Source organism: uncultured Psychroserpens sp. (assembly GCF_947501425.1).
GTDB lineage: Bacteria > Bacteroidota > Bacteroidia > Flavobacteriales > Flavobacteriaceae > Psychroserpens.
In genome coordinates this window covers 176,663-200,844 of sequence record NZ_CANMVN010000001.1, presented here as the reverse complement: position 1 = coordinate 200,844, position 24,182 = coordinate 176,663, and the positions used below count along the sequence as shown (strand labels likewise).

Genomic DNA, 24,182 nt, shown 5'->3' with positions numbered 1-24,182 from the left:
ACATAAGATCATGAAAAAAATTTCATTATTATTAATTCTTATAATTACATTTAGTGCCTGCAAAGAAGACTCTAAAGAAAAAAATACCGACATTGTGGTTAACTATCCCGAAACTAAAAAAGTTGATACTGTAACCAATTATTTTGGTACAGATGTAAAAGATCCTTATCGTTGGCTAGAAGACGATAGAAGTAAAGAAACAGAGGATTGGGTAAAAACACAAAACGAAGTTACTTATGGATATTTAGACAATATTCCTTATCGTGAACAATTAAAAGAGCGCTTGACTAAACTTTGGAATTATGAAAAATTAGGTGCTCCATTCAAGGAAGGCGATTACACCTATTTCTATAAAAATAACGGATTACAAAATCAATACGTTATTTACCGTTACAAAACAGGTGAAGATCCAAGTACAGCTACAGTGTTTTTAGATCCAAATACATTTAAAGAAGATGGAACCATATCTCTAGGTGGTACTAGTTTTTCTAAAGACGGAAGTATTTTAGCCTACTCTATCTCTGAGGGAGGAAGTGACTGGAGAAAAATCCTGATAATGAACACCGAAACTAAAGAAATCATAGAAGACACGTTAGTAGATATTAAATTTAGTGGTATGTCATGGTACAAAAACGAAGGGTTCTATTACTCAAGTTATGACAAACCTGAAGGAAGTGAATTATCTGCCAAAACAGATCAGCACAAATTATACTATCATAAGTTAGGGACTTCACAAAAAGACGATCCAGTAATCTTTGGTGGAACTGCCGAAGAGAAACACCGTTATGTTGGAGGCTCTGTTAGTGAAGATGATAACTATTTGGTAATTAGAGCAAGTGTTTCAACATCAGGAAACAAATTGTTTATGAAAGATTTGTCAAAACCTAATAGCCCTTTGATTACTGTTTTAGACCACACAGATAGTGACACTTATCCTATTGACAACGTTGGTTCAAAATTATATTTGGTCACAAACCTCAATGCACCAAATCAAAAAATTGTAACGACAGATATCGCTAATCCAACTCCTGAAAACTGGGTAGATTTTATTCCTGAAACAGAATATGTTTTAAGCCCTTCAACTGGTGGAGGCTACTTTTTTGCCGAATATATGGTTGATGCAGTGTCTAAAGTGAAGCAATACGATTATGATGGAAAGTTCATCCGAGATATTGAACTTCCTGGCGTAGGAAATGCTGGTGGTTTCGGTGGAAAAAAAGAAGAAAAAGTAGACTATTATTCATTTACAAATTATAACACACCTAGTAGTATTTACAAATACAATGTAGACACAGGTGAATCTGAGTTGTATTGGAAGCCTTCTATTGAATTCAATAGTGATGACTACGAAAGCAAGCAAGTCTTCTATACCTCCAAAGACGGAACAAAAATACCAATGATTATTACACATAAAAAAGGGGTCGAGCTTAACGGAAAAAACCCAACGATTCTCTATGGCTATGGAGGTTTTAATATCAGTTTAAATCCGTCATTTAGCATCACAAACGCGGTATGGATGGAACAAGGCGGTATCTATGCTGTGGCAAATCTGCGAGGTGGTGGCGAATATGGAAAAGAATGGCATAAAGCTGGTACACAAATGAAAAAACAAAACGTTTTTGACGATTTTATTGCTGCTGCAGAATACCTCATCGATAATAAATACACCTCTAGCGACTATTTAGCTATTAGCGGTGGCTCTAATGGTGGTCTGCTAGTTGGTGCCACTATGACCCAACGCCCTAATTTGATGAAGGTCGCTTTACCAAATGTAGGAGTTTTAGACATGTTGCGCTACCACACATTTACAGCTGGTGCTGGTTGGGCTTACGATTACGGAACAGCTGAGGACAATAAGGAAATGTTTGAATACCTTAAAGGTTATTCTCCTGTTCACAATGTCAAAGAAGGCGTTCAATATCCAGCAACTTTAGTCACTACCGGAGACCATGATGATCGTGTGGTTCCTGCACATAGTTTTAAGTTTGCTGCCGAATTACAAGACAAGCAATCAGGTAAAAATCCAACATTGATCCGTATCGAAACCGATGCTGGACATGGAGCAGGAACACCCGTAAGTAAGACCATAGAAAAAACTGCAGATGTTTTTGGTTTCACTTTATATAACATGGGATTTGATGTATTACCAAGTAAAACTAAAGAAAAAGTAAAAGGATAAATCTTTTAAAACAGATATCAAAGTCGCTCGTTTAAGAGCGACTTTTTTTTGTGTTATTTTTGCAACACTATGCTCAACGTAAAGAACTTATCATTTTCCTATTCTAAAACACCTATTTTAAACAATTTAACCTTTCAGGTTGATCAGGGAGAAAACCTTGCTATCATTGGTGAAAGTGGATCTGGAAAAAGCACGTTGTTAAAAGTATTGTATGGCGAGTACGACTTAAACTTCGGAAATATCTACTGGAAAGACACTGAAATTCTTGGTCCGAAATTCAATCTGGTTATTGGTTATGACTTTATGAAATATGTCGCTCAGGAATTTGACCTAATGCCATTTATTTCGGTAGAAGAAAACGTCGGGAAATTTCTCTCCAATTTCTTCCCAAATGAAAAACAAAAACGCACCAAAGACCTATTAGACGTTGTTGAATTATCTGATTTTGCCAAAGCTAAAGTTAAAACATTATCTGGCGGACAAAAACAACGTGTAGCACTTGCTAGAGCCTTGGCAAAACAACCCGAAATTATATTATTAGACGAGCCCTTTAGCCATATTGACAATTTTAAAAAACAGTCATTGAGACGTAGTGTCTTTAAATATCTCAAAGAAAAAAATATTACCTGTATCGTTGCTACACATGATAAAGAGGATGTTCTTGGATTTGCTGATCGAATGCTTCTACTTAATAACCAAAAAATCGAAGCTTATGATGCTCCAGAACACTTATACAAATACCCAAAGACACCTTTGGTCGCCTCTTTTTTTGGGGAATTTAATATCCTGAATGACCAGATCATTTATGCTAATCAACTGAAAGTCGTAGAGCAATCAGACCTCAAAGTAACAGTTAATAGAAGCTATTTTAAAGGCAACACCTACCTGATAGAATCTCATATCAATAATAAGACTGTTTTCTTTGAACACCCTAAAAAATTAAAAAAGGAAGATATTGTCTATTTAAAACTAGTAAACTAATTAGAATATTTCCTTTTCGGCATACTCCAATCCGTTTGGTAATTCCAGAGATGAAAACTCTAAATGCAATACACGTCTGCGTCGTTGAACTTTAGATTCCGAAGAGGCATGAAGTACTAGTGGCTTTAAGAGTTGAACCCCTCCAGAACCTACTTCACTTATGAATGGTATTGAGTTCGCAGAAATCAGCTTAATATCCTCATCTGTTAATTGTTTACGGTGAGAACCAGGAATGATTTTTAACGCTCCATTTTTAATCGTAGTATCATCTAGATGAATGCGCATAGAAAAAGTGTTTTTCGAAATCGTCTCAGGAGGTCTAACACTAATAACCCCTTTTTTATTGGTCCATGAGGCAAAGCCTTCTGTGTCTATTTTTTTTGAGACATTAATAGGAATATCCTGATGCCATGTGACATACCAATTATCTTGAGGAGATTTGTCAAAATATACTGCTTTGGTCATAAATGCATCCTTATCAATAGATCTAATCAGTTTTCTGAAGTTTTTATTGAAAAGAATGTCTTTAAGTTCTGGCATTTTTATCAGTACTTCGCGCATTCCAAACGCTTGCTCATTATTATGCTTGATATAAGCATCGAGTTTGGTCTTTAACTTTCTTATATCACGTTTGGTATACACATGATTCAAAATACCAAACCCTTTATATTCCAGACGTTTTGAAATTGTTCGTAAATTCTTATCATTAATCTCTGTTTCATAGGCATCAACCGCATCATACAAACGGTCTTTAATATTGCGTTTTAAGCGCTCTGGAGCAATAACTTTAATGCCTTCTCCTAATCCTAATATTTCTTTTTCAAGCTCATAATTTAATTGTACATCCAATGAAATAGTCACACCATAATTATCACGTGCGACTTCTTTTTGAGTATGATGAAAAGGTTTCGTTAACACATAAGGCGCTTGCTTATGACTAACATAAAGCAAAACATGTTCTGCTCCCATGTCTGGACTCACAGATACACCTATGGCTTGTTTATAATACGTATCTGAATTAAAATGATCATCAAAAACAAATGCAATTTTACTTTTTTCTACGGAAATAATACGATCTAATGCGAGATTCATAATCCCTTCGTTTGACTTGCGCTTTCCAATTACAAACCATCGGTTTCTAAACTCTTTAAGTAAATATGGATGAAATGTAAACGTGCTTTTCTGCCTAGCCTTAAACGATTGGTAAGTAATCTCGATTGCCTGTTTTTTTAAAATATACTGATAGAGCTCATCCAAAAAGTCAAGGCCTTTTAAGTTTTCGTTTTTTTCAAAATCAATCAAAGACTTCTCCTGAGTTTTTTGAGTGTAGACATGGTCTTCTAATTTCTGAACCATACTGCTCAATTCTGAAAAATGGGAAAACCCTTGAAATTGCTTTAAAAATGCAACGGCTTCAGATAATTTGGTGAGATCTTGATTAGAGATCGGACTATTAGTGATACTGTAATTTTTATCCTCATACGTGTAGAATTTACGATTATAAACCACAATTGGAGCGTTGTAACCTAACTTGTCACTTCGCATCATTTGAATATCCAACTGAACTGTTCGTTTACTTACATCTACATCCTTACCTTCATATTCATACAAGGCATCAGAACACGCTTCTATCAAATCATTAAGCGTCCATCGTCTGAAGGTGTTTTGAAGACATTTATCAATAGTTTTATATCGAATTAGCGCATTTTTGTTTACTGCCATTTTACTAGAAATTTCTTTTCAGAACTAAAAGTAAATAATTACTACGCAATTATGATGCGCAGTCTGATAAATTCGGAAAAAATAAATTTTTGATTGGAAATCTTGCTTTTTTCAAAAAAAGTTAATACTTCGTATTAAGTGCTTCGATTTTCAGAATTTGAAAAAATAAATTTTGAAAAATGAAAAATAAATCTAAATATTTGCACAGCAGAATTAAATAATTCCGGCAAAAAAATTAATATCAACTAAAACTCGAAGCTATGTTTGTATTCATATCATCTGTAGGAAATCCTAAAGGGAAGAACCCTTTTGTGATGCTTCGGGCGTATAGCTAGTATACTTTTTCATAACACAATGAAAAATCCGAAGCAATTATGTAACTGTTTCGGATTTTTTGTTTGATAACCATAGCATTTGTAAAGGTTATTTTTCACTAATTAGCAAGTCAGCTAATCCTCCTCCAAAGCAGTAAGATAATAGGCTCAAAGTTTGAGCTGAAGCGAACTTATGTGTCGCAAAACAAATTATTAAAACAAAAAACAATGGACACGAATTTGTTAAACAACTACGTGTTAAAAGCAATAGATGCTTATCCATACGATCTAGAAGAAACAGTAGAAAATCTAAACTACGCTTTGTCTTACGAGAGTCATAATGCTTATGCCTTATACCTCATGGGACGTTTACAAGCAGAACAGTTTGGAGATTACGAAAAAGCAAAGTTTTATTATGCTGAAGCATTAGCAAATAAAATGGATTTCATAAAAGTCTACCCAAAATACATTTTGGTATTGATTTGGAATCACGATTATGATGAGGCAAGAAAATTAATAGACTTCGCTCACACTGTAAAGGCTGTTGGAAAAGGTGAACTTTTAGTTCTAGAAGCTCAACTTTTTGAATGTCAGGAAGCGTATAAAAATGCATTAAAAGCTTTTAAAAAAGCGAAGTTGTTCATTTACAACAATAGTTTTATGTCGTTTGTTGACTCTGAAATCACTAGAGTTAAAAACAAGATAAAACCAAAGAAAAAGAAGTCTTCCAAAAACAAAAAGACAAAAAAGAGGAAGCAAAAAAAGAATAAAAAATAATACCGAAAGCCTGTTGAGGCTTTTAAAAACATTAGAACACATGAATAAAACACGAAATATATATTTCACTTCAGACCATCATTTTGGTCATGAGAATATTATAAAATTCACCAATCGTCCATTTGGTAGTGCAGAAGAAATGGACAAGGAACTCATAAAACGTTGGAACAGCCGAGTTAACAAACACGACAAGGTGTATCACTTAGGTGATTTCGGACTCTGCAAAGCTGAGCGAATGCGAGACATCCTTGAGCAATTAAATGGAAAAATCTTTTTAATACGAGGCAATCACGAAGGAGCTGCCTTAGCAAATCCTAACCGATTTGAATGGATTAAAGATTATTTCGAACTCAATGTCAACGATGCCGATGCACCTAATGGCAAGCAAAAAATCATCCTCTTACACTATGCAATGAGAGTATGGCGTTCAAGCTTCAGAGGCACATGGCATTTATACGGCCATTCCCACGGAAGTCTTAAAGACGATCCAACAATGAATAGCTTTGATGTAGGCGTAGATTGTCACGATTTCTATCCGTTAACCTACGAAGAGGTTAAGGATATTATGAGTCTAAAAACATGGGAACCACCATTTAAATAATGAGTTTATAACATTTTAAATTTCAAAGGAATCCCCTTAGGCTATATAATTAGGAAAAGAAAAAATGTCTATAAACTATTAATTTTAAAACTTTTTACTACTACGCAAAAAGATTGCGCAATAGGGTTAAATATTTGCAGTGTAATTGACAGTTAGCTGTCACACTGAGCGCAGTCGAAGTGCAATTTCAATTGCCTCGGTTTTTGGAATCAAGTAGTGCTCCACCAGACGAGGGATGCTGGTGGAGCTTAATAAAAAAAAGAAACATGAAAACACAAATTACAGGACACGATTTAATCGCCTTAGGATTTAGACAAGGAAAATGGATGAAAGACGCTATTGTTCATATCAATAAAAATGAACTGAAAGGCGAAGCCATGGCAACTTACCTTGAGCAATTCAAGTTACCTGATCCTTTAGAATTAAATGATACACCCATTGATTTCTCTATCAATATTAAAGCTGAAAATGATATGGAAGAAGACAATGTATCAAAAGTGATTAATTCCATGCAAACCTTAATGAAAACCCCAACTTTAGTTGATGGAGCGATTATGCCAGATGCCTGCCCAACAGGTCCTGATGGAACCATTCCTGTTGGAGGTGTTGCTGTAGCTAAAAATGCTATTCATCCAGGTATGCACAGTGCTGATATTTGTTGTTCGGTTATGCTTACTGATTTTGGTAAAGCAGACCCAAAAACCATTTTAGATGCTGCTCACGCCAATACGCATTTTGGTCCTGGTGGACGTGATAGAAACACGCAGTTTAGATTTCCAAAGGAACTTTTAGAGGCTTTTGAGTCTAACTTTTTATTGAATGATAAGCAAATGATCCAAATCGCCAGATCGCATTTAGGTACGCAAGGTGATGGTAACCATTTCTTATTTGTTGGAACCTCTAAAAAAACAGGAAATACAATGTTAGTTACACATCATGGATCACGAGGTCCTGGCGCACGATTGTACTCTAAAGGAATGAAAATTGCCGAACGTTTTAGACGCGATTTATCACCAGATACAAAAAAGCAAAATGCCTGGATTCCTTTTGATACTGAAGAAGGTCAATCGTACTGGGAAGCGTTACAAGTCATTAGACAGTGGACGAAAACCAATCATGAGGTCATTCATAATTCGGTGTCGGAAACTCTGGAAATTGAAATTGAAAACAGATACTGGAACGAACACAATTTTGTATTTAAAGATGGTGATTTATTTTACCACGCCAAAGGTGCAACACCTTTAGATGCTAAGTTTATGCCAGACATTACTGGTCCGAGATTGATTCCTTTAAATATGAGCGAACCTGTATTGATTGTTGAAGGATCTACCACAAAAACCAATTTAGGTTTCGCACCACATGGTGCTGGTAGAAATGTAAGTAGAACACAGCATAGAAAAAGTAAAACAGGGTCTATTATGCAAATCTTTAAAGAAGAAACCAGAGGTTTAGATGTTAGGTTTTTCTCTAAGGAAATTGATATCACTGAGTTGCCTAGTGCTTATAAAAATGCCAAAACCGTTAGAGATCAAATGGATGAATTTGGTTTAGGCACTGTGATTGATGAAGTGATGCCTTATGGTTGTATTATGGCAGGCGACTGGCAGAAAAATGCACCTTGGAAGATTAGAAGACGTCAGGATAAACGTAAAAGAAAATGAACAATCAAGAGCTAAATAATTTTATTCAAAATATTGAAAGAACTTATTCGTCTGACGAGGCCTATACAGGCTTCTTTTATGATGATGATGATGACGGATTCACAAGTTATATCAAAGCGAATAAAAATGGTCTTATACTATTTTCTGCTCAGTTACTTAAGGGAGCTTTATCAATAGATGAACGTGCTTTTACAGGTAAAGAACTTTATAAGTTAACTAATGATAAGTCAGATTTAGATTATACATGTTTTGAGTTTTCTCATATTGAACTTTTAAATATTGGTAAAAGTGACATTCCAGAACCAAAAGCATACAAAGAGACATTTACAGATAAAATAGGCTGTTTTGTAAGTATAATTATAGCTTTATTTGCTCTAGCTTCTCTAGTTGTTGGAGCTCTAAAAATTCTAAGTTGGTTATTTTAAATAAAAAGTAGATATAACTAATATGTCTACTTTTTCAATTCATTTCAAAATACTATTTTAAGTTTTATAAACTAACAAGATGCCCAACCAAAGAAACCGAGGAAAAAACAGCAATGACGATCAGCTTTTTGGAGCTGATGACATTCAGCAAACACTCAAAGCAGCTGTTGCAGATATGCACTATTTGCTCTCCAGAGGTTATGCCGAAAGATCGTCCTTACAATTGGTTGGCAATAAACACCGACTTAATGTAAGACAGCAAAAAGCCGTACAAGGGATGAGTGCTTCAGAGCAACAAGTCAAAAGACGACAAGCTCATGAAGTTGCTTTTGAAAACCTCAACGCTGAGACTATTTATATCGACGGATTTAACCTCCTTATTATTTTAGAAAGCGCTTTATCTGATGCTTATCTCTTTAAAGGTCTAGATACTACTTATCGCGATTTATCTGGAGTTCATGGTACGTATAAACGTGTGCAACAAACTGAAAACGCCTTACAATTAGTTGGTGAGCTTTTAAAAGATCATAAAGTAATCTGGATCTTTGACAAACCCGTTTCTAATAGTGGTCGACTTAAAACCTTACTCCGGGAAACTGCTGAAGAATCTGGTTTTGATTGGGAGATTATTTTAGATAATAACCCAGACAAATTACTTGCTGAAAGTGAACATGTAGTTGTGAGTTCAGATGCCTGGATTTTAGATCGTGCAGAACGATGGCTCAATCTTAGCGCTTATATGATTGAGCATCACATACCAAATAACAACATCATTTTTAGTTAGTACTCCTGATCCAAGCCTTTAATAAAATCAAGCAAATCATTAGGAGCTCCTGGTCTTGGCGCATCATTAGTTATGATTTCACCTTTTTCATTAATCAATAAATACTGCGGAATTGAAACTACTCCTTTTCTGGTCGAATGATTCTCCGCAAAATCCACAACAAACTCCTGGCTTGCCAAATGGTGATAACCAGCTAAATCATAGAATTTAATAAGCCCTAACCATTTGCCTTTCACTTCTTTTTTATCAATTGAAATATATAGTTTCTTGTAACCATTGTCTTTAAGTATATCTGTAATTTTATCGTTATTAGAAAACTCTTTTTTACAAGGGCCACACCAAGTTGCCCAAACATCTATATACAATTTTTGACCTTCAAATTCTTTGATTAATTCTTTTAGACTATTAGTATTTTCATCTCCTGTAAATGTCACTGTGTCTGGAAGCTCTCCCTGAATTTTTTGATAATACGTTCTGATTTTCAAAATGTCGTTTTCAAGATACGGGCTGTACACACTCTCAGGATAATTAGTGTTAAACTCATCAAAAATTTGAATCAAGCTCTTTTCATATTGGTTTTGCTTTGAAGCATTTAGTATGTAATTCGCAAGCAATTGTTCTCTGAATGGTTCTTCTAATTGTTCATTAATGACGCCTTTATATATGTGATGAATGGTATCTGAACTATAAAACTGTTCTCGATCTGCTTTAGTGTAACGTTCTACAATGGCTGGTCTAATTTCTGCTTCCATAACATAATCTACCCAGTTTATTGGTTTTTGTTCCACTGTAAAAGGAAATGAAACTTTAGTTGTTTCTACTAAATCCTTAAAATTTTTCAACACACTCCCTTTTGCGCGCTCAGCTTTATAATTGGCAATATTGACCAAGCCCTCTGCATAATAATAATCAATTTCTGTTTTTAAAACACTGTGGAAATCGGTATCAATAGCCTCTGTTTTTAATAGTTCATCTATCGTTGATATATCTTTAAATTTATAGTCATGTATATGATTGGATAATAAGGTTGCAGTGGTGTCTTTTGTAAATCTATTTAAAAATGGAAAACCTGCTACATATGCTCTGTCAAATGCATTTAGAACCTCTTGTCCTTTGGCATTATCACCAGTAAATATTATGGAATCACCATCAATTCCAACACCATAATTCTGGTTAGGCAATAAAATCATTCTAAAACGTTTTCCACCAACTAATACCCTTACAATTTCAGAGTTCTCTATGTTTAAATCTCCAGATAGTGAATCGCTATCCTTTTTAAGGATCTCATCCAAAGTAATATCCCATAATATCGTACCGTTAATAGGTCTAAATACTTTGGCTACACTAACCGTGTCTATATTTGACTTGATTGTTAATGTTGTGGGTTTAATTGTTTCATTATTTTGGCAACTACAAAACGTGAAGAGTATTACGACGGTAATGTATAGATATTTCATAAGGTGATGGATGATAAATTTGAAATAAAGATATTACAATTACCTTCAATATATTTAAGTTTAACACATTAAAATACAAACCCTGAAAATCGTCCGCAATGTGTCAAAGACAAATGCATAGCAAGTTTTTCTGAAGCATAGAATAGTTTGGGGATTCCAATTTTGGTTTTTCTAATCTCTAAAGTCTTAAGGTTTAAATGTTTAGTTTCTGAGATTGATTTTAGAGCACGCTCTTTTAATTTAGCACTTTGAAGTGATTGATTTGATATTTCAGAAGTAAAAAGCGTGGTATGCAGAACCTGAATATTATTTTGCTTAGCAACTGTATAAACATACTCTGGAGTAATCGTTGAGGATGTATAATACTTGATTGTATCAATGATAACCAGACCATTCTCTTCGGAAATGAGCTCACATTCTAAACGTTTCGGATTAAAAAATCGGTTTTCAAAGTGTTGTACATGAGCCTTATAAGCCGCTTCTTTCATGCTCCATAACAACCAAACCATTTGATGTTGGTTTTCAGAAGACAAAATAAATGACTGTTCTTTTTTAGTGAACACCTTCTCTAAAAAACGTGGTCGTTTCCAGTTGGGAGCACTGTGTTTTAAATCGACAATATCATTCCCAATCATTTTTCGGTTAATTTTTCATTAATGATATCCATAGCCGCTTTTACAGAGGTCATTTTCTCCATATCGTCATTTTCAATTCGAATGTCAAATTCGTCTTCAACATCTAAGATCACGTCTACCAGATTTGCTGAATTAATTTTCAGGTCGTTAATAAAATCTGTGTCTTCCGAAAGGTTTTTAAAAGCTGCTTCATCCTGAATATAAGGTTGAACAATGGTTTTAAGTTTGGCAATAAGTTCGTCTTTGGTCATAGTTTAATTATATCTCTTAAAGATAATACAACCATTGACATCGCCAAAACCAAAACTGGCTTTTGCCGCAATATTTAGTTTTGTTTTTAATTGACGCGTTACAATCTTATCTACTGCAATTAATTCAGAAATTTCTGGATGAATATCCTCACAATTGAGATTAGGAAATACAAATTGCTCTTTTAATTGCAACACAGTAGCCACACTCTCTATGCTTCCTGCTGCAGCTAGGCAATGGCCAACCATAGATTTTAACGAATTAATATACGGAAAATCTCCACCCTTTCTTTCTAAAGCTTTCGTCCAATTTTCTATCTCTAAAGCGTCTTTTGAGGTGGCTGTTAAATGTCCGTTAATGGTATCAATATCGTCAGCAGTAATATTTGCATTGACAATAGCTTCTCTAATACATCGCTGTACAGCTTGAGCATTTGGAGCCGTCATCGTGCCACCATTTCGTTGACCTCCAGAATTGATATGTCCGCCCAACACCTCAGCATAGATGGTTGCGTTTCGGTGTAATGCACTTTCTAAGGATTCTAAAACCAAAGCACCTGCTCCAGCGCCAGGCACAAATCCTGATGCGCTTGCACTCATAGGTCTTGAGCCTTGTTCTGGAGTATCGTTATGCTTATAGGTCATCACTCTCATAGCATCAAATCCTCCCCAAATATACGGACCATCATCACTACAGCTTCCAACGAGCATGCGTTTAGCCTGACCATTTTTAATCCGTTCATAACCCATCAAAATAGCTTCAGTTCCTGTAGTGCACGCCGAAGAATTTGTAGTCACTTGATTTCCTAATCCGAGAATGCCACCGAGAAAAGCGCTAATTCCGCTAGCCATAGTTTGCACCACAACAGTACTACCTAGACGCTTTACCTGTTTGTCATCCAACTTGTAAATAGCTTCTCTAAATTTCTCCACGCCTGAGGTTCCTGTACCAAAAACAGTTCCGCTATCAAAGTCTAAATCACTATTAGAATCCACTGAAAATCCTGCGTCCTTCCAGGCATCAATACCAGCCATGCAGCCGTATAAAATTCCTGAGCTATTAAAGCCTCTTAATTGCAGAGGCGTGAGGTATTCCAGTTTTTTGTCTTCGGAAATTTGAGGTACTCCACCTATACAACACGAAAAGTTCAAGTCGGCTAATTGCTGATGAAATGTAATTCCTGATTGTCCGTTTTTTATGGCTTTAGAAAACGCGTCCAGACCAACACCATTTGGCGCTACAACTCCCAATCCTGTTATGACAACTCTATTTTTCATGTTTTAATCATTCCTGAAATTTTTCCGCGACACACTAACTCCTCTTTTTTATTAAATAATTTGACGTTACATTTCAGCTTATTAAAACGAAATACCTCTTTCTCAGAAACCACAGTCACTTTTTCACCTGGATAGATTGGTAAAAAGAAATCCATCTGACTAGACGTTAAGGCGATCTGTGGAAGTATATCTTTTGAAAGCTCATCTTTTAAAAGATAAATCCCTAAGCAAACTACGCCAATCTGTGCCATACATTCGGTTAAAATCACACCTGGTGTCACTGGATGGTCTTTAAAATGACCTTCATAAAAATAAGCGTCTGACGGAAATGTATAATGTCCAGTAATAGTTTCCGTAGATATTTCGGTTAGGTCATCAACAAACAAAAAAGGATGTTGATAGGGTAATAACGCTATGATTTGTTTATTATTCAATTTAAATATTCGTTTATATTTAAGAGATATGTTCTCCTCCATCTACAGGAATCACACAACCATTAATCCATCGCGCTTCATCTTTGCAAAGTAAATAGACCGCATTAGCGACATCATCAGGTTGGGTTAATCGTTTAAACGGATTTCGTTTTAAGCTGTGCATTTTAATTTGATCACTACCAGGAATCATTCGCAAAGACGCTGTATCTGTAACACCTGCTTGAATACAATTGGCTCTTATTCCGTAAGGCGCAAACTCCAGAGCTAAATTTCTGGTGATGGCCTCTAAAGTGACTTTCGCCGCTGAGACAGCAGCATAGTTCTTCCAGGCTTTAGTATTGCCCTCACTAGTAAAACTAATTATACGTGCATCTTCAGCAAATAGTTGTGCCTCAAAAACGGCTTTGGTCCAATCGTATAAACTAATCGCCATCGCATTAATGGTTAAGTTGAAATCATCATTTTTTAATGTGGGTTTATTCTCGTCCAACATCGGTTTTAAATTTCCTTTGGCCACACTATGAACTAGTGTTCTAATTCGACCCTGAGTACCTAAAACAGTTTTTAATTCAGAAACGATCTGGTCTCGCTTTTCAGGTTTAAACGCATCAATATTAAAGGACCTAAACTGAATACCTTCGTTTTTAATTGTATCAAATTCGGCAGTAATAGCATCCTCTTGCATTCGAGCATTTCGGTGAACAATACAAATATTCATGCCGTGTTTAGCAAGTTTTTTGGCTGTAGCCAAGCCCAATCCGCTTGAGCCTCCTAAAATGAGTGCCCAATAGTTGTTTTGTTTAAATTCATTCATTTTTACTATTCAATAGTGATGCTTCGACTGTACTTACGCTAAAGCTTCATTAACACGTGTGCGCTCAGCATGACAATTTTAAATTACCATTCTAATAAAATTCGCTGTGCTGAAAATCCTGGTCCAAAACTCAGCATTAATCCCTTTTCTCCTTTTGCAGGTTGCTTATCCATAAAACGCTCTAAAACATATAATACTGTGGCACTGCTCATATTTCCATAGAGCTTCAACACGTCTTTAGTATCGTTGATATTCTTTCCCAATGATCCAAACAGATCTTCAACAGTTTGTACAATTTTCTTTCCACCTGGATGAAAAATGAGGTGATCTACATCTTCGATAGTCATCCCATTTCGCTTTAAAAAAGGGTGTACAATATTAGGAAAATGCGCTGCGATGGTCTCAGGTACGGCTTTGTCTAATATCATTTGTAATCCTGTATTTACCAATTTAAATCCCATCATAGTTTCGGCATCATAAAAATGATACATGGCTTCGTCAATAATTTCTGGTCCTTCTTCATTGTCGTAAGACGATAGAATCACACTAGAAGCTCCATCTCCAAAAATAGCAGCACTCACGATATTTACCATGGAGTAATCATCCAACTGAAATGTAGCTGTTGGTGACTCTACAGCAATAACTACTGCGCGTTTATTAGGATTTGCTTTAAGGAAATTCTTAGCGTATATAATTCCTGATACACCAGCGGCACAGCCCATTTCGGTGACTGGAAGCCGTATAACATCCTGTTTCATCTTAAGATTATTGATAAGATATGCATCCATGGACGGAATCATAATTCCGGTACAACTTACTGTGATGATATAGTCAATATCTGTTGATTTTAGATGTGCTTTTTCCAATGCCTTTATCAACGATTGCTCTGCTAATTTAACCACTTCACGAGCATAAATGTTATTTTTTTCTTCAAAAGAAGTTTTTGTAAATACCTCTTCAGCATCCATGATAGAATAGCGTCTGTCGACACCTGCATTTTCAAAAAGCTTAATGACTTTACGTTGAAAACGTTCCTCCTGACCAGATAGCCATATATTTAAATAAGGAATGATATCCTTTGTCTCTCTAGTATATTTTGGTAGTTGTTTTGCTACGCCTGTTATTTTTACACTCATATGCTCTTGGGCTTCAAGATCCACTGAAAACGAAATGCCCATTTCCACCGAATTTGATAGTTAGCTTCTAATTGTTGTGATATATATGTTAATTCTTGTCGTTTAAACCCTTTCAATACTGAGGTTAAACCATCCTCAATGATCGTCTTGTTACTTATGGTAATACATAATAATTTAAATAAGTAATAGGCGAGTTTATGTCTGTGCAGATCATTAATGACAATCCCTAATTTTGACTTTTTTAAAACAGGTTTTAAGAAGGATAGCAGCTGATCTTCCTTGAAATGATGTAAAAACAAAGTTGCTAAGACCACATCATAGTTGAGCTCCTTAAAGGTATCAGAGAAAATATCCATGACTTTGAACTCAATATTATCATAGGCTTCCGAAAGTGATCTAGCATAATTAATAGTGTGTTGATTAGCATCAATACCAATCAACAGAAATTGATAACCCTGTTCTTTTCCAAAGCGTGCGACTTCTCTTAGTATATCTCCACCTCCGCAACCTAGATCGAGAATTGTAATGGTTTGGGTTTTTGGATGATCTTTAAGCAACTTTTTAAGTCCGTTAATGGTTACAGCATTTCCACCTAACCATTGGTTGATCTTAGCAAGTTTATCAAGGGCATCATGAAGAATTGGGCCACTATAATCCAAATCGTCCATAATTTCCTCGTCTTCACTTCTGTATTTTGTACTAACCAGTAGGCTCATTCTATTGTCATTAGTTGACCATGTGTTCGTTTAATAATTTTTGGTAAAATACCTGGAAACCATTTTAGACCTTGCATTAAAACTTCTGACAGCTTATGCTGATCAAATAAATTAGCTACAAACCGACCTGTTTGCAAACGCGACTTAAACGCTTTATTCCATTCTCTAAGATACTGTTTTTCTAAAGCATCTCTATCAGAAATTTCTGAATTAAAATATTTGATAATTAAAACAGAGGCTATTTGTGCGCTTCTTATTGCCATACTCATTCCGTTTCCACAAAGTGGATGAATCAATGCAGCTGTATCACCACACATAATGATATGGTCTTCTATTGGTTTTTTGTCTTCAAATGAAATCTGACTGATGGTTAAAGGCTGTTCAAACACAGATGTGGATTGATCAAAAATAGCTTTTAAGTATTGATTCTGAAACATTACTTGTTGCTGAAACTCATCAATGTCTTTATAGTCTTTAAACGCTTTTAAATTAGTAATGTAGCATAAATTAATATGGTCATCTTCAACTTTTGACACACCACAATAGCCACCTCTAAAATTATGGAGTGCAACCAAATCATCAGGAAAATCGCCCTTTACATGCATTTTGACAGCCAGATAAGGTGATTTTGTTTTGATGAACTGACGGTTAAGTTTTACATCAAGATTAGACCGTTTTCCATAGGCACCAATAACTATCCTAGATATAAACTGATTATTACTCTTTGTTTTAAGAACAAATTCATCATTAGAAAATATAACATCCTCAACTGTATCCTGAAGAATTTTAACTCCAAGTTTAGCTGCTTTTTCTGCTAATGCTGCATCCAAACAATAACGACTAATACCAAAACCACCCAATGGCAATGTTGTAGAAATGAGTTTATTATTTGTTGTAGATAGCTGAAATTTATCAATTTTCTTTGCTCCTAATTTAAAAACGTCAATACCTAAATACTCAAGATAAGGCAGCACTTCATTAGAAATATATTCGCCACAGACTTTATGCTTTGGATAACTATGTTTTTCAATAAGCAAAACACTATAATTATGCTTTGATAAGTGAATTGCGCTTGAAAGTCCGGCTAATCCTCCACCAATGATAATAACATCTATTTTAGCCTTTAGTTGCCTCAAAACATTAGTTATTTAATACATAATAAACGCTAATCTTTACTGTATTTGATAAAATCAAACTGCTTCCTCCAACGCCATAATCTCGTCTGTTAATCTCAAAATTACTTCGCAATTTAAAGCTGTTAGCATCACCAATGATTTCCATAGGAATAGTTATGGTTTTGGTTGTTTCTTTAATGGTTAGTTTTGCTGTAACATCGTATTTCTGTGCCGAAACTTTTTTAAAATTTGTAGCTTTTAACGTGATTTTTGGAAAGGCGTCAACGTCAAAATAATCCTCTTCCTTGAGGTGTTTATCTCGTTTGTTGTTATCAGTGTCTATGGATTTGGTTTCAACGCTACCGCTTAAAGACCATTGTGTGTGATCTGGACTTGTGAAATTTGTAGTAATAGTTGATTGTTTGAAACGACCATCTACATTTATTCCAAGGTTTCTGATCTTGAAATCTACCGAAGCAATTGTTTTTGAGTTTTGAGCAAAACTTGAGAATGAGAGTGTCATACCTGCAAGGAGCACAAGTGTTATTTTAATCTTTTTCATACTCTAAAGATACACTGAAAAAGAATGAGATAAAAATTAGATAAGGTCAAGAATCTTAAAGTCTTGATCTCTAAACTGAATACGATCTCCAGTAGTTTTCCCTAAAAGTAGTTTAGCAATAGGTGTGTTAGCAGAAATAGCATAGAATGTTTGGTCTTTTGATTTAAGTTCTCCTGCACTTATAGCGATAAAATAATGAAACTGTGTTGTAAGCACAATACTGCCTAAGCTAACACTTTCAGAAGATTTCGAAATATCTATTTTAGATAATAGTTGACTAATCTTCTGTATTTCTGCAAGTTGCTGGCCAACTTTTTCACGTTCTAACTGCAACATAGCGCGACCTGTTTCATGTTTATCTCCAGCAGAGCTCTTCGTTTCTGTAGCAAGTGATTCTTGAATTTCAGCGATTGTTTTCTGAATGGTTTGAAATCGATCATCCAAAAATTTCTGGCACTGATTATATAGTTCTTCTTTAATACTCATTGTACTAGATCTGCTAATTCTTTTCCTACCAAACTACCAATGGCAACACCCATTCCGCCGAGTCTTACGCCACAAAACACATTAGTGCTAAGTGGTTTGACAATCGGTTTTTTTTGTTCACCAACACCCATAATTCCACTCCATCTGTGTTCAATTTCAAAAGGTGTTTTTGGTAAAATTGTGGATTTTAGTAATGCTTCCAGCATATTTTGGATGAGCTCTGTTTGTGCTAGTTCTGTTGTTTCTTCTCCTTTAAAATCTAAATTTCGTCCACCTCCAAATAAGATTCTGTCGTCTATGTTTCTAAAATAATAATAGCCTTGATTTAAATGAAATGTGCCTTTAATGTTTAGGTTTTCAATAGGTTTTGTGATTAGTACTTGTGCTCTGGCTGGTTTTACTTCGGAAATATCTAATGCTGAGGCAAAGCCGTTAGTTGCTATGAAGAGCTTTGAAGTAGAACATTCGAATGTATCGGTTTTAATCTTAACCGAATGGCCATCGTCAGAAAATTGTTCAACAGTAACGCTGTTCAATATTTTTATTCCAGAACGAAGTGCTAATTGTGTGAAGGACTGCATCATTTTTCCTGTATCTATTTGTCCTTCAAACTGATTAAAACCTAGTTGGTCCTGACAGTTTTTAAACCCGAATGTATTAGACTGAAAACTGAACACCTCATCATTGAACAATGGTTTCAAAAGACGATTAATAGATTCCTTTTTAGATTGACATAATTGAAAAAGTGCATTGCTATCTGAAAACAATTCATAGCCTCCAAGTTGTTGGTAATTGATATTTTGGTCTCCTAAAGTTTCCCTAAGTATTTGTAAGCCTTTTATTCGCTGTTTTACCAGATTAAAAACTTCTGCCTCAGAATGTACTTCAAGATCATTGATAATTTCACTAAGACTTCCAAAACAGGCAAAACCTGCATTTTTAGTGCTGGCTCCTTGAGGCAGTATTCCTCTTTCAAGAACAAGAATTTTAGATTTCGGGAAGCGTTGTTGTAGTTGTAAGGCACAATTAAGGCCTACAATACCACTGCCAACAATAGTAAAATCTATGTTGGTAAGCCAGGATTTTATGTCCCAATAGGATAAATTCATAAATACATTATACAGGTAATAGTTTTGGTCCAATATATTGATACCAAATGATCAAACTTAAAACTGTTGATGGTAGCACACAAATAAAGGTCAGGGTTTTATCTTTTTTATCAAACACCTTTACAAAGATGATAAATGCCATTAAAAGCGTCAATACACTTAATACTAAAAATAAAATAGTTTGTTTAAAAAACGTACTATTCATATTAATTAGAGCGGTACTGATATAGGTTAAACTTTCGAAGAGATAAAATGAAAATAAGAAAACAAAACTCCATTTATAAGGAAACTTAAGTGTCTTCTTTTTTGTAAGTATTACAAACGACAATACAGATACTAAAAAAGCAAGCACAACAGTGCCATAGATTTGAAAAGCACTAAATGACTTTGACAGTTCCTGATATTTTGCAGAAGCCAAACAACCGTTGAGTCCGCCGTAATAGTTATAGGTAAATATCTCTGAGACCTGACCACCTGTAAACAAGTGATCAAATATGTAAAACACCATATTATAAAACACTATATATACCGGAAAAAAAAACAAAAAGAGCGTAAAAGTAAATAGAAAGGTTTTCTTATTTAACATAAGCTACATTGTATATGTCTTTCAATATAGGAAGAAATATCGGTTTGTGTTAAGGATAGTAGCGGTATCCTTTTTATTGTTATAGATATTTCGACTGCGCTCAATATGACAATAAAAAGATTTAGCGGATAGCCTGACCTTTTGTAGTTACAGCGAAAAAAGGGAACACCCAAAATAATACTCCTACGTTAAAGCTATGGTGTATAAAGAAAAAACTCCGAAACGTTAATTTCGGAGTTGATATATCATTAATCTTCTTCAGGTTGAATTTCAAAATCTTCCATGAACTTCGTGGTGTAGTTTCCAGCTAAATAATCTGGATGCTCCATCAATTGTCTATGGAAAGGAATAGTTGTTTTAATTCCTTCAATCACGAACTCATCAAGTGCGCGTTTCATTTTGTTAATTGCCTCTTCACGTGTTTGTGCTGTAGTAATCAACTTGGCGATCATAGAATCGTAGTTTGGTGGAATTACATATCCAGCATAAACGTGTGTATCTAAACGAACACCGTGTCCTCCCGGAGCATGTAATGTCGTGATACGACCTGGAGAAGGTCTGAAATCATTAAAAGGATCTTCAGCATTAATTCTACACTCAATCGAATGTAAGTTTGGCGTGTAGTTTTTACCTGAAATTGGCACACCTGCTGCTACGAGAATCTGCTCGCGAATTAAATCGAAATCGATAACTTGTTCTGTAATTGGATGTTCTACCTGGATACGTGTATTCATTTCCATAAAGTAGAAATTACGATGCTTATCTACCAAGAACTCTACAGTACCTGCGCCTTCATACTTAATAAATTCTGCGGCTTTAACAGCAGCTTTACCCATTTTATCACGTAATGCCTTGGTCATAAATGGCGAAGGCACTTCTTCGGTTAACTTTTGATGGCGACGTTGTACAGAGCAATCACGTTCTGATAAGTGGCATGCTCTACCTGTAGAATCTCCAACAACTTGAATTTCAATATGGCGTGGTTCTTCAATGAGTTTTTCCATGTACATATCATCATTTCCAAAGGCCGCTTTGGATTCTTGTCTTGCAGAATCCCAGGCATCTTTCAGGTCTTCAGGTTTCCAAACAGCACGCATTCCTTTTCCACCACCACCAGCAGTAGCTTTAAGCATCACTGGATATCCTGTTTCTTCTGCTATTTTTATACACTCATCAAAATCAGCAATAATACCATCACTTCCAGGAACACATGGAACACCTGCTGCTTTCATTGTTGCTTTAGCAGTGGCTTTGTCTCCCATTTTTGAGATCATCTCTTCAGATGCTCCGATAAATTTGATATTATGCTCTTCACAGATCTTAGAAAATTTAGCGTTTTCTGATAAAAATCCGTATCCAGGATGAATAGCATCAGCATTTGTAATTTCTGCTGCTGCAATAACATTTGATATTTTAAGGTAAGATTCGCTACTTGAAGGTGGTCCAATACAAACGGCTTCATCAGCAAATTTTACGTGTAAACTTTCAGCATCAGCAGTTGAATACACAGCAACTGTTTTGATACCCATTTCTTTACAGGTTCTAATAACACGTAGTGCTATTTCTCCTCTATTGGCAATCAATATTTTTTTAAACATAACTTCAGTTTTAAAAATTCATGTTCCAAGCACCAAATTCCAACAATATGGTTTTGGGATTTGTGGATTGGAATTTTCAATTGTTATGACGGATCTACCAAGAATAGTGGTTGATCGAATTCTACTGGAGAAGCATCGTCAACTAGAATCTTAACGATTTTTCCTGATACTTCAGATTCGATTTCATTGAATAATTTCATAGCTTCAATGACACAAAGCACATCTCCTTCACCTATAGAAGATCCAACCTCAACAAACACAGGTTTATCTGGAGATGGTTTACGGTAGAATGTTCCGATAATTGGTGATTTGATTGTGATGTATTTAGAATCGTCTGAAGCAGCTGGTGCTTCAGCTGCTGGTGCTGCTGGTGCTGGTGCAGCTGCTGGCATTGCTTGAGCAACAGGTTGGCTTACTGGAATTTGCTGAACATAAGTGGTAGATTCCCCTTTGTCATCTGAACCGGTTTTGATGGTGATTTTCACATCATCCATTTCTAATTTAACCTCACTTGCTCCAGATTTGGCAACAAATTTGATTAAGTTTTGAATTTCCTTAATATCCATAATTATTAATCGTTTTAATTAGTTAGTTAAAAGTCTATCTAGGAGTTATATGCCCAAGTTAAATAAATTGAGCCCCAAGTAAATCCGCCTCCAAAGGCTGCGAATATTATTTTATCCCCTTTTTTTAGTTGAGATTCGTAATCGTGTAATAGTAATGGTAAAGTTGCTGATGTTGTGTTTCCATATTTATGGATATTCATCATCACCTTTGCTGGATCTAAAGAGACTCTGTTAGCGGTAGCCTCAATGATTCTCTTATTAGCCTGATGCGCTGCTAACCATGAGATATCGTCATTAGTTAGGTTATTTCTTTCTAAAATACGTTCAGTGACATCAGCCATATTAAAAACTGCATTTTTAAATACAGTCTTTCCTTCCTGAAATACAAAGTGTTTTCCTTCAGCAATAGCTTCTGGAGTTGATGGATAAGAAGACCCTCCGTACTGTGCGTGTAAAAATTCACGTCCTTCTCCGTTACTTCGTAACAATTCATCTTGCAATCCCAGTCCTTCCTGATTAGGTTCAAAAAGTACAGCTCCTGCTCCATCACCAAAAATGATACATGTGGCTCTGTCTTTATAATTAATCATAGAGGAGTTTTTATCGGCTCCAATAAGTAATACATTTTTGTATTTACCTGATTCAATATAGCGTGCTGCCACAGACATCCCGAAAAGAAAACTGGAACATGCTGCTTCTAAATCAAACGAAAACGCGTTAGTGGCACCTATATTAGTTGCAGTAAAAGCTGCGGTTGAGGCAGCTTTCATGTCTGGTGTTGCTGTTGCAACAATAACTAATTCTATATCTTTTGGATCAATCCCTTTTTTATTGATTAGGTCTTGAGCTGCTTTAATAGCTAAGTATGACGTTCCTTTTCCATCTTCTTTGAGAATTCTTCGCTCTTTGATACCTGTTCTCGTGGTAATCCATTCGTCATTTGTATCGACCATAGATTCCAAAATTTTATTGGTCAATCTATATTCAGGTAAATAAGCTCCTACTCCTGTAATTGCAGCTGTGATTTTACTCATACTAAATTTTTAAAAAATCGTCCTAAAAAGACAAAAATCGTCAAAAAAAGGTAAAATTTTAATGAATTTACTAAATTTCGAACGAATACGGCGCAAAATAAGTCGTTTTTAAGACTTAGAGAAATTAAACATAAAAAAAACGCTCAGTACTGAGCGTTTTATTATATGCATGCATAATACTTATGCTAAATTTTCTTCTTTTTCAGAGTTGTCAATCAATACTTGACCTCTGTAATACAGTTTACCTTCATGCCAGTGAGCTCTGTGGTAAAGATGTGGTTCTCCTGTTGTAGGACATGTAGCGATAGTAGGAACAGCTGCTTTGTAATGTGTTCTTCTTTTATCTCTTCTTGTTTTAGATATCTTTCTTTTAGGATGTGCCATTTTATATGTTATTTATCCGTTAATAGTTTTTTTAATGTATTCCAACGAGGATCTATATCCTCTGATGTTTCTTCTTTATCATCTAAGTCCTTAGGACTTAATTCTTCTAGTTTTTTAAGTATGTCTGAGTCTAATGTGCCGTCTTCTACTCCTGGGTGAACACGTTTTGCAGGCATTGACAAAATGATTAACTCATAAATATATTGCGCTACATTGATTTCATATTCTCCATGAGGTACAATCACAATGTCTTCAAACTCATCATTGTATTCTTCCCCAAACTTAACTACCAAATTAAATTCACCTTCGACCGCTTGATCGTAGGGCTCGTTAGTTAGGTCGCAATTCACATTTACAACTCCAGAAATCTCAAAGTGCAGCTCCAACAAAGTTGTTTTTTTTTCAAATAACAACACTGTTTTAACATCTACATCATTAAAATCATCATACTCAAAATGTTCAAAGAACGCTTTATCAATTTGATAATCAAAATGGTGCTTTCCTACTTTGAGACCAATAAATGGTATCGTATATTCCTTTAAGGGCTTCATCATCGCATTCATTTTGAGCCTGCAAATAT

At 35.2% G+C, this 24,182-nt stretch carries 26 protein-coding genes; 7 read left to right on the top strand and 19 right to left on the bottom strand.

Annotated features, from left to right (window positions below):
* Positions 1 to 10 precede the first annotated feature (10 nt).
* Positions 11 to 2,179 carry a prolyl oligopeptidase family serine peptidase gene (locus tag Q0951_RS00940; protein ID WP_299333070.1) on the top strand — a complete coding sequence of 723 codons (2,169 nt, stop codon included), beginning with the start codon at positions 11 to 13 and terminating at the stop codon, positions 2,177 to 2,179.
* A gap of 69 nt (positions 2,180 to 2,248) precedes the next feature.
* Complete coding sequence (locus tag Q0951_RS00935) at positions 2,249 to 3,160, top strand: ABC transporter ATP-binding protein (RefSeq protein WP_299333068.1); 912 nt, start codon at positions 2,249 to 2,251, stop codon at positions 3,158 to 3,160.
* Here the strand turns inward: Q0951_RS00935 and Q0951_RS17110 are convergent, their stop codons facing one another.
* A complete protein-coding gene (locus tag Q0951_RS17110) occupies positions 3,161 to 4,882 on the bottom strand; it encodes a WYL domain-containing protein (RefSeq protein ID WP_367179730.1) in 1,722 nt (573 codons plus the stop codon).
* Positions 4,883 to 5,424: 542 nt separating this feature from the next.
* Between Q0951_RS17110 and Q0951_RS00920 the strand changes: the two genes are divergently transcribed.
* The 5 genes from Q0951_RS00920 (at position 5,425) to Q0951_RS00900 (ending at position 9,444) form a co-directional block, all read left to right on the top strand.
* The gene (locus Q0951_RS00920) at positions 5,425 to 5,973 is read left to right on the top strand and encodes a hypothetical protein (RefSeq protein ID WP_299333065.1); all 549 of its coding nucleotides are present in this window, start codon (positions 5,425 to 5,427) and stop codon (positions 5,971 to 5,973) included.
* A 40-nt stretch (positions 5,974 to 6,013) separates the two neighbouring features.
* The gene (locus Q0951_RS00915) at positions 6,014 to 6,574 is read left to right on the top strand and encodes a metallophosphoesterase (RefSeq protein ID WP_299333062.1); all 561 of its coding nucleotides are present in this window, start codon (positions 6,014 to 6,016) and stop codon (positions 6,572 to 6,574) included.
* Positions 6,575 to 6,840: 266 nt separating this feature from the next.
* Positions 6,841 to 8,235, top strand: a complete 1,395-nt coding sequence (locus tag Q0951_RS00910; protein ID WP_299333059.1) for an RtcB family protein — start codon at positions 6,841 to 6,843, stop codon at positions 8,233 to 8,235.
* On the top strand, positions 8,232 to 8,660 hold the full coding sequence (locus Q0951_RS00905; RefSeq protein WP_299333056.1) for a hypothetical protein: 429 nt from the start codon (positions 8,232 to 8,234) through the stop codon (positions 8,658 to 8,660). Before Q0951_RS00910 ends, Q0951_RS00905 begins: the two co-directional genes overlap by 4 nt.
* A 79-nt stretch (positions 8,661 to 8,739) precedes the next feature.
* A complete protein-coding gene (locus tag Q0951_RS00900) occupies positions 8,740 to 9,444 on the top strand; it encodes a DUF434 domain-containing protein (RefSeq protein WP_299333054.1) in 705 nt (234 codons plus the stop codon).
* On the opposite strand, the gene Q0951_RS00895 is transcribed toward Q0951_RS00900, so the two are convergent.
* The 18 genes from Q0951_RS00895 to Q0951_RS00810 form a co-directional block, all read right to left on the bottom strand.
* On the bottom strand, positions 9,441 to 10,901 hold the full coding sequence (locus Q0951_RS00895; RefSeq protein WP_299333051.1) for a redoxin family protein: 1,461 nt from the start codon (positions 10,899 to 10,901) through the stop codon (positions 9,441 to 9,443). The genes Q0951_RS00900 and Q0951_RS00895 overlap by 4 nt on opposite strands.
* Positions 10,902 to 10,969: 68 nt before the next feature.
* Positions 10,970 to 11,536: a 4'-phosphopantetheinyl transferase superfamily protein gene (locus Q0951_RS00890; protein ID WP_299333049.1), complete on the bottom strand. Its 567-nt coding sequence runs from the start codon at positions 11,534 to 11,536 to the stop codon at positions 10,970 to 10,972.
* On the bottom strand, positions 11,533 to 11,787 hold the full coding sequence (locus Q0951_RS00885; protein WP_299333047.1) for an acyl carrier protein: 255 nt from the start codon (positions 11,785 to 11,787) through the stop codon (positions 11,533 to 11,535). The genes Q0951_RS00890 and Q0951_RS00885 overlap by 4 nt, the downstream gene beginning before the upstream one ends.
* A 3-nt stretch (positions 11,788 to 11,790) precedes the next feature.
* Positions 11,791 to 13,062: a beta-ketoacyl synthase gene (locus tag Q0951_RS00880; RefSeq protein WP_299333046.1), complete on the bottom strand. Its 1,272-nt coding sequence runs from the start codon at positions 13,060 to 13,062 to the stop codon at positions 11,791 to 11,793.
* Positions 13,059 to 13,496, bottom strand: coding sequence for a hydroxymyristoyl-ACP dehydratase (locus tag Q0951_RS00875; protein WP_299333045.1), 438 nt, complete (start codon positions 13,494 to 13,496; stop codon positions 13,059 to 13,061). The genes Q0951_RS00880 and Q0951_RS00875 overlap by 4 nt, the downstream gene beginning before the upstream one ends.
* Before the next feature lie 19 nt (positions 13,497 to 13,515).
* The gene (locus Q0951_RS00870) at positions 13,516 to 14,310 is read right to left on the bottom strand and encodes an SDR family oxidoreductase (RefSeq protein WP_299333044.1); all 795 of its coding nucleotides are present in this window, start codon (positions 14,308 to 14,310) and stop codon (positions 13,516 to 13,518) included.
* Positions 14,311 to 14,393: 83 nt separating this feature from the next.
* Positions 14,394 to 15,446: a type III polyketide synthase gene (locus Q0951_RS00865; protein ID WP_299333840.1), complete on the bottom strand. Its 1,053-nt coding sequence runs from the start codon at positions 15,444 to 15,446 to the stop codon at positions 14,394 to 14,396.
* A complete protein-coding gene (locus tag Q0951_RS00860) occupies positions 15,443 to 16,162 on the bottom strand; it encodes a methyltransferase domain-containing protein (protein ID WP_299333043.1) in 720 nt (239 codons plus the stop codon). Before Q0951_RS00860 ends, Q0951_RS00865 begins: the two co-directional genes overlap by 4 nt.
* Positions 16,159 to 17,298: an NAD(P)/FAD-dependent oxidoreductase gene (locus Q0951_RS00855; protein ID WP_299333040.1), complete on the bottom strand. Its 1,140-nt coding sequence runs from the start codon at positions 17,296 to 17,298 to the stop codon at positions 16,159 to 16,161. The genes Q0951_RS00860 and Q0951_RS00855 overlap by 4 nt, the downstream gene beginning before the upstream one ends.
* 4 nt (positions 17,299 to 17,302) lie before the next feature.
* Positions 17,303 to 17,839: a YceI family protein gene (locus Q0951_RS00850; RefSeq protein ID WP_299333037.1), complete on the bottom strand. Its 537-nt coding sequence runs from the start codon at positions 17,837 to 17,839 to the stop codon at positions 17,303 to 17,305.
* A gap of 36 nt (positions 17,840 to 17,875) precedes the next feature.
* Positions 17,876 to 18,325 (bottom strand): 3-oxoacyl-ACP synthase, encoded by a 450-nt coding sequence (locus Q0951_RS00845; RefSeq protein ID WP_299333035.1) that lies wholly within the window; start codon positions 18,323 to 18,325, stop codon positions 17,876 to 17,878.
* The gene (locus tag Q0951_RS00840) at positions 18,322 to 19,434 is read right to left on the bottom strand and encodes an FAD-binding oxidoreductase (RefSeq protein ID WP_299333032.1); all 1,113 of its coding nucleotides are present in this window, start codon (positions 19,432 to 19,434) and stop codon (positions 18,322 to 18,324) included. The genes Q0951_RS00845 and Q0951_RS00840 overlap by 4 nt, the downstream gene beginning before the upstream one ends.
* A 7-nt stretch (positions 19,435 to 19,441) precedes the next feature.
* Complete coding sequence (locus Q0951_RS00835; RefSeq protein ID WP_299333029.1) at positions 19,442 to 19,942, bottom strand: hypothetical protein; 501 nt, start codon at positions 19,940 to 19,942, stop codon at positions 19,442 to 19,444.
* Positions 19,943 to 20,268: 326 nt separating this feature from the next.
* Positions 20,269 to 21,618, bottom strand: a complete 1,350-nt coding sequence (gene accC / locus Q0951_RS00830) for an acetyl-CoA carboxylase biotin carboxylase subunit (protein WP_299333026.1) — start codon at positions 21,616 to 21,618, stop codon at positions 20,269 to 20,271.
* 83 nt (positions 21,619 to 21,701) lie between these two features.
* Positions 21,702 to 22,184, bottom strand: coding sequence for an acetyl-CoA carboxylase biotin carboxyl carrier protein (accB, locus tag Q0951_RS00825; protein ID WP_299333023.1), 483 nt, complete (start codon positions 22,182 to 22,184; stop codon positions 21,702 to 21,704).
* A 38-nt stretch (positions 22,185 to 22,222) separates the two neighbouring features.
* The gene (locus tag Q0951_RS00820) at positions 22,223 to 23,218 is read right to left on the bottom strand and encodes a beta-ketoacyl-ACP synthase III (protein WP_299333020.1); all 996 of its coding nucleotides are present in this window, start codon (positions 23,216 to 23,218) and stop codon (positions 22,223 to 22,225) included.
* A 180-nt stretch (positions 23,219 to 23,398) separates the two neighbouring features.
* The gene (gene rpmF / locus Q0951_RS00815; protein WP_299333017.1) at positions 23,399 to 23,602 is read right to left on the bottom strand and encodes a 50S ribosomal protein L32; all 204 of its coding nucleotides are present in this window, start codon (positions 23,600 to 23,602) and stop codon (positions 23,399 to 23,401) included.
* 8 nt (positions 23,603 to 23,610) lie between these two features.
* Positions 23,611 to 24,153: a DUF177 domain-containing protein gene (locus Q0951_RS00810; RefSeq protein ID WP_299333837.1), complete on the bottom strand. Its 543-nt coding sequence runs from the start codon at positions 24,151 to 24,153 to the stop codon at positions 23,611 to 23,613.
* Positions 24,154 to 24,182 lie beyond the last annotated feature (29 nt).